The organism is Tropicimonas sp. (assembly GCF_047971885.1).
Classification (GTDB): Bacteria; Pseudomonadota; Alphaproteobacteria; order Rhodobacterales; family Rhodobacteraceae; genus Tropicimonas.
Genome location: NZ_JBKEAE010000049.1, coordinates 1 through 6,496 on the forward strand (window position 1 = coordinate 1; position 6,496 = coordinate 6,496).

Here is a 6,496-nt window from a genome sequence, read left to right on the forward strand (position 1 = left end):
CCGCATTGCCCTCATCAACCGCTTCAACGCACTCGGCACCGCCGAGATCAAGCGTGTCGCATGAACTCAACGGGGAAAGGGGGAAACTCGCTCAAAGGCTGAGTTCTGCAACAACGCCCCTTCGCGCGTGCTTGCCTTGCGCCGGAGGGGTTCGAAGGGGAGGCTTGCCGCCCCTCGCAAGGCCCCGTGTCAGGAGCGCCAGCGTATGACATGGGTCGCCTTGCTCTTTGCTCAGACCGCATGGCGGTGCTCCGCATCTGCGGGCGTTTCCCGGATCAACTCTCTCAGCATACGGAGTTGCTCTCGCCATTCTGCGCTGCCAGCCGGGGCCGGTGTTCGGGCCGGAAGCCAGAAGCCCAGATGATGCCTGTGCGGTGACAAGGGCAGGCTGCGCTCCAGCGTGGTTATGCCTTCCCGCGCCAGCCTATCGTCCCAGTCCCTGACAAAGCAGATGCCCCTCGGGACGAAGACCAGCTCCGGGCGCGTTCCGCCGGATTGCCTTTCATCCGGCAAATCCGGCGCGGACGCGCGCAACTGTTCTTTTCTAAGTTCCTGTTCTCTGTTCGGGGGGCGATCCTGTCCCCCTTTGCCGGACAGGTCTGTCCCGCTTTGTGGACAGGATTGTCCCCCATTGACGCGGTGAAGCGGGACAACCTTGTCCCCCTCCCGGCGGCGCTCGGAGGCCCGTTTCAGGGCTGTATGGGTCGGACGATAGCGCGACGAATTCCCCTTGTTGGTCCCCCGCTCCACGGTCATGTAGCCCGCTGCCTCAACCTTGTTCAGCGCCCTTTTGACCGACTTGGCGTGCTTGCCGATGGCCGCACCTATGGTCTCGAAAGACGGGCGGCTCTCTCCGGTCTCGTGGTCGGCATGGGCCAGCGCCAGATAAAGTGCCACGCGCAGGGCGCTGTCATCCAGCTCATTGTCCGTGACCATCTCCAGCAGGTATTGCAGCTTGATCTTGCAGAAGGGCAGAAGCTCAGACATATGACCCTCCCAAGTTGGCCGCGAGAGCGCCAATCTGGTACGGGTGTGCTATAGAGCTTTTGACAGAGCCGTTGAGGCGGGTGGCAGCCCCCTCAGCGCGTTCTTTTTGTCCGTTCGATTCTTCAGAGGGCCAAGAAATCCGACAGAACGTGAGCCAAGACACCGGAATTTGTGAGGTCTCACAAATTCGTGACTTTATGATTGAAGCTGTGGCTGGCTTAACTCTTTGATTTAACTGGTCGGAGTGAGAGGATTCGAACCTCCGACCCCTGCCTCCCGAAGACAGTGCTCTACCAGGCTGAGCTACACTCCGACCGTGACGCAGGCGATTACAGAAGCCTGCCCCGCTTGGCAAGGGGGCGCGATGCGCATCCTTGTCACTTGTGGGTATTTTTCCTGTTGCGGGCCGAGCGCCGCAGGAAGTTTGAAACCCTGAGGTGGGTGCCTGAGTCGAAACGGCTTCTGGTGCGCAGCACCGGGGTATTCTCGGAACTCGAGGTGCGGCCTTCGCGCAGGACGATATAGACGCCGCTGGCGATGATCACCGAAGCGCCGACGGCCGTGCCGAGGTCGGGCCGTTCGTTGAAGAAGATCGCGCCGTAGGCGGTTGCCCAGAGGATCTGCGAATATTGCATCGGCGCCACGATCACCGCCTCCGCGGTCTTGTAGGCGCGGATCACGATCATCGTCGCGACAAAGGTCAGGATGGCGATCAGGGCGGATGCGCCGAAATCCACCAGCGGCATGGGTTTGTAGGTGAAGACCAGCAGGATGCCCATGATGACCACATTGGTCATCATCGGATAGAGCATCAGCACCACGGTGCGCTCGTCCTTGCCGATCTTGCGGATGATGATCGAGGCCAGCGCGGAGCAGAAAGCGGCCGTCAGCGCCGCCGCGTGGCCGGGGCCGAGGGCGGTTGCGCCCGGGCGCAGCACGATGAGGACCCCGCAAAGGCCGACGATAACGGCAACCCAACGCCGCACGCCGACATGCTCCCCCAGGATCGGGATCGCCAGAACGGTGATCAGCAGCGGCGCGGTGAAGAGGATCGCGTAGACCTGCGTCAGCGGCAGAACGGAAAAGGCATAGAACGCACAGGCCGCGCCGATCACCGCCACGACCGTGCGGGTCGCCGTCCACCACGGGTGGCGCGGGCGAAGGTTGCCATCGGTCCGGTCGCCCATCAGTGCCAGCGTGGCGGCCGGAAAGCCGAAGAGCACGCTGAAGAACACGATCTGGAACGTCGAATAGGTTCCGCCGAGGTATTTCACCAGCACATCGTGCGTCGCGTAGATGCCAAAGGCGAGAAGCGCCAGAAGGGCGCCTTTGGTATTGTTGGTCATGTGGGCAGTCCCGGCCAAGAACTTACGGGATGGGCCACCGATACGCCCATTGGCGCATCAGGAAAAGGGCAAAGTCCCGCTGCGGGCGGTCTGTGCGGGTGCCCGCCCGACCGGCAGGCACCCCGCAGGGATCAGAGCGAGGCGTCGAGCGCGGCGAGAATGGCATCGCCCATCTGCGTGGTGCCGACCGGCGTGCCGCCATCCGGGCCCATCAGGTCGGGCGTGCGGAGACCGTCGGCCAGCACCTTTTCGATTGCCGCCTCCAGACGGTCAGCCTCGCCTCCCTGATCGAAGGAATAGCGCAGCGCCATGGCAAAGCTCAGGATGCAGGCGATCGGGTTGGCCTTGCCCTGCCCGGCGATATCGGGGGCCGAGCCGTGCACCGGCTCGTACATCGCCCTCGGCCGGCCGTTGGCCATCGGCGCGCCGAGGCTCGCCGAGGGCAGCATGCCGAGCGAGCCGGTCAGCATCGCCGCGACATCGGAGAGCAGATCGCCGAACAGGTTGTCGGTCACGATCACGTCGAACTGCTTGGGCCAGCGGCAGAGCTGCATGCCGCCGGCGTCGGCATACATGTGCGACAGCGCCACATCGGAGTATTCGGCCGCGTGGACCTCGGAAACGACCTCGCGCCACAGGATGCCGGATTCCATCACGTTGGCCTTCTCCATCGAGCAGACCTTGTTGCCCCGCTTGCGCGCCAGTTCAAAGGCCGAGCGCGCCACGCGGGCGATCTCGCTTTCGGTGTAGCGCTGGGTGTTGACGCCCTCGCGCTCGCCATCAGCGTTGGTGGTAATGCCGCGCGGCTCGCCGAAATAGATGCCCGAGGTCAGTTCGCGCACGATCATGATATCGAGGCCGGCCACCACCTCGCGCTTGAGCGACGAGAAATCGGCCAGCGCATCGAAGCACTGGGCCGGTCGCAGGTTGGCGAACAGGTCCATTTCCTTGCGCAGGCGCAGCAGCCCGCGCTCGGGCTTCAGCGAAAAGTCGAGATCGTCGTATTTCGGCCCGCCGACCGCACCCAGAAGCACCGCGTCGACCTGCTGCGCGCGGGCCATCGTGGCATCGGTCAGCGGCGTGCCCGAGGCATCGTAGGCGGCGCCGCCAACCAGATCCTCGCTGACATCGAAGACCAGCCCACGCTTGTCGCCATACCAGTCGATGATCCTGCGCACCTCGGCCATGACCTCGGGGCCGATGCCATCGCCGGGAAGGATCAGGAGGGAAAGGTTGCTCATGGTCGTTCGTCCTCGCAAGATTTGTCCACGCGGGACTACCGCCGCCCAGCGGAACAATCAAGAAGCGCGGCCGGCGCCGGCAATCCTACCTGGGTGCCGCGGATACGACGCCAACCCTGCCGGCGGCAATATCCACCCAGACGAGGCGGTGGCGCGAGGCGGCCGCCGCGACCCCGGCAAGCCTGCTGCCTGAAGGCCAGAAAACACCCGCGTCGACCACCCTCAGGCCGGCCGACGGCAGCACGTAGTCGACGCGCAGATTGCCCGGCCCGCCGCTTTCCGCGCCGGACCAGTCCACTGTATCGTGCGCGGGGTCGCCGCGATGACCGGGGTCGCGCACTGCCGCCCCCCCCGGCCCGGCCGGCAGCGGGTCCTGCACCCGCGGGTCGGCCAGCAGCGCGGCAATCGCCTCGTGCCGCCCGTCGCCGTCCGCCGGGTCGAGATTGGCGTCTCCCAGAATCACGAATCTGCCCGGCGGCTCGGCATCCAGGCTGCCGGCGATATACAGCTGCCAGAAGCGGATTTCGTCGGCGTTGCGTTTGCCGTTCCTGTCCTCCGGCCCGTCGAAAACCGGCGGCCCGGCGGCAAAGGCCAGCAGGTGCAGCATGCCGCCATCGGGCAGGGCAACCGGCAGATCCCAGTGCCCCACCGACGAAAGCCGCTGGATCGCCAAAGCCTCGTCCGAGGGAAAGGGCGTTCCCGCGACCTGCGGCAGGCGGGCGCCGGGGAGGTCCTTCCACAGCAGGCCGGAGAAGTCGCGCGCCTGATCACCGAGGATCGGCAGGCGGCTCAGCACCGCCATGCCGCCCTGGCCTGCGAAGGCGCCATAGCCCTGGGCATCGCGCGGCTCGCCCGTCCTGCCGTTACCGTCCATGTCGCACCCGGTGGCAAGGCCCGCGTTGGGCCGGCGACTGAAGAGATGCGGATAACCGGCGCCGCTTTCGGCGAGGCGCGCGGCAAATGCCGACAAGGCAGCATTCCCAAGGTCGAAATCGAAACCGGTCAGAAGCAGGATATCGGGATCGACGGCCAAGATGACTTCGAGCGCCGCCGCAATCTGCCCGTCCTCCCGCCCGAGGATATCCCGCAGCAACAGCCCCGGCCCGGGGCGCGACAGTTCGGCCGAGAAGGTGGCGATCCGGATCGTATCGCCATCCCGTGCCTGCACGGACCCCGCAACGGCAAGCCAGCACCAGACTGCGAGAGTCAGGCTCCGCCGCCATCTGTTCCCATGTCGCCGCACCATATGCTTCACGCCCCCGGCAGACCTGCGCCAGAGCAGCCCCAGAGCCCTTAACAACCGGTTAACGACAGCGGTACGATCCGGTGGTATTGCAACAAAAAGGGCCGCCCTGACGGACGGCCCCGGCATGCCCGGCCCCGCGCGTCGCTCAGACCCAGGGACGGGATTGTGCGGCGCGCGCTTCGAAGGTATCGATCGCGGCGACCTTTTCCATCGTCAGGCCGATATCGTCGAGCCCGTTCAGCAGGCAGTGCTTCCTGAACGCATCGACCTCGAAGCGAATCTCGCCACCGTCAGGGCCGGTGATGGTCTGGTTTTCGAGATCGACGGTGACCACCGCGTTGGCGCCGCGCTCGGCGTCGTCCATCAGTTTGTCCACGTCTTCCTGTGGCAGAACAATGGGCAGGATGCCGTTCTTGAAGCAGTTGTTGAAGAAGATGTCGGCAAAACCCGGCGCAATGACGCAGCGGATACCAAAATCCTTGATCGCCCAGGGCGCATGTTCGCGCGACGAGCCGCAGCCGAAATTGTCGCCGGCGACGAGAATTTCGGCATTGCGATAGGCTGGCTTGTTCAGCACGAAATCGGGGTTCTCGTTGCCGTCGCTGTCATAGCGCATCTCGTCGAAAAGGTTCACGCCAAGACCCGAACGCTTGATCGTCTTCAGGAACTGCTTGGGGATGATCATGTCGGTATCGACGTTGATCAGGGGCAGCGGTGCGGCGATGCCGGTCAATGTGGTGAACTTGTCCATCTCGTGTTCCTCGTGGCTCTGCCGTCTGGCAATCCGGGTGTTCGTGCCGCCCGGCCGGCGGTGTTTCGTGAAGGACCCGGCGCTCAGTCGTCGTACAGGTGGCGCCGCAGGAAAAAGCCGAAGATCAGCAGCGCGGTTCCGTTGAACAACAGTTCGATTCCCAGAAGAATGCCCAGAAGCTCGGTCGAGACGCTGCTGAAATTGGCGAATACGTAGCCCGCCAGCAGGATCGACATCGCGCCCGAAAGCAGCATCATCCAGAAAAAGCTCGTCTGGCGCAGCCTGTAGGCCCAGAACAGCCGCAGAATGCCCGCCGTCCCGATGAAAAGCGTTACCAGCATCGCCAGCGACAGCACGCCTTCGGTCGGGGTGATCATGAAGGACAGGCCGAGAATGCCCAGAACGATCCCGATCAGGATCGAGACGACCTTGTTCCAGCCGGAAGGGTCGTAAAACCCGGCAACCGCCTGAAACACGCCCGCAATCAGCAGAAGCGCCCCGGTCAGCACCGTCACCGCGATCGAAGCCGCAACCGCGTTTCCAAGCGAAAGAACGCCGAACAGGATCGAAAGCGCCCCGAGCACGATCCAGATAATCCAAGGTCTCATTGTCGAGTCCTCCTCTAAGTCGGGGGCGGCGCAGCTGCACCGCCCGAATTACATCAGGTCCCGCACATCGGTGAGTTTCCCGGTGATCGCCGCCGCCGCGGCCATGCCCGGGCTCATCAGATGCGTGCGGCCCCGGAAGCCCTGCCGGCCCTCGAAATTGCGGTTCGAGGTCGAGGCGCAGCGCTCCTCGGGGGCAAGCTGGTCGGGGTTCATCGCCAGGCACATCGAGCAGCCGGCGAGGCGCCATTCAAAGCCCGCAGCCTCGAAAATCTCCGCCAGCCCCTCTTCCTCCGCCTGCGCACGGACAAGGCCCGAGC

At 64.6% G+C, this 6,496-nt stretch carries 7 protein-coding genes and 1 tRNA gene; all 8 read right to left on the reverse strand.

Annotation, left to right across the window (positions count from 1 at the left end):
* Positions 1 to 231: 231 nt before the first annotated feature.
* A complete protein-coding gene (locus ACK5IR_RS05325) occupies positions 232 to 987 on the reverse strand; it encodes a helix-turn-helix domain-containing protein (RefSeq protein ID WP_416926641.1) in 756 nt (251 codons plus the stop codon).
* Positions 988 to 1,223: 236 nt separating this feature from the next.
* Positions 1,224 to 1,300: transfer RNA gene (locus tag ACK5IR_RS05330), tRNA-Pro, on the reverse strand.
* A 64-nt stretch (positions 1,301 to 1,364) separates the two neighbouring features.
* Positions 1,365 to 2,333, reverse strand: a complete 969-nt coding sequence (locus tag ACK5IR_RS05335; RefSeq protein ID WP_416926643.1) for a DMT family transporter — start codon at positions 2,331 to 2,333, stop codon at positions 1,365 to 1,367.
* 131 nt (positions 2,334 to 2,464) lie between these two features.
* A complete protein-coding gene (gene leuB / locus ACK5IR_RS05340; protein ID WP_416926645.1) occupies positions 2,465 to 3,574 on the reverse strand; it encodes a 3-isopropylmalate dehydrogenase in 1,110 nt (369 codons plus the stop codon).
* A gap of 85 nt (positions 3,575 to 3,659) precedes the next feature.
* The gene (locus ACK5IR_RS05345) at positions 3,660 to 4,742 is read right to left on the reverse strand and encodes an endonuclease/exonuclease/phosphatase family protein (protein ID WP_416926647.1); all 1,083 of its coding nucleotides are present in this window, start codon (positions 4,740 to 4,742) and stop codon (positions 3,660 to 3,662) included.
* Between the two features lie 223 nt (positions 4,743 to 4,965).
* Positions 4,966 to 5,571, reverse strand: coding sequence for a 3-isopropylmalate dehydratase small subunit (leuD, locus tag ACK5IR_RS05350; protein WP_416926649.1), 606 nt, complete (start codon positions 5,569 to 5,571; stop codon positions 4,966 to 4,968).
* A gap of 83 nt (positions 5,572 to 5,654) precedes the next feature.
* Positions 5,655 to 6,179, reverse strand: a complete 525-nt coding sequence (locus ACK5IR_RS05355) for an HdeD family acid-resistance protein (protein ID WP_416926651.1) — start codon at positions 6,177 to 6,179, stop codon at positions 5,655 to 5,657.
* Positions 6,180 to 6,227: 48 nt separating this feature from the next.
* Positions 6,228 to 6,496 (reverse strand): aconitase family protein (locus ACK5IR_RS05360; RefSeq protein WP_416926653.1); only part of this gene is annotated, 269 nt, incomplete at its 5' end.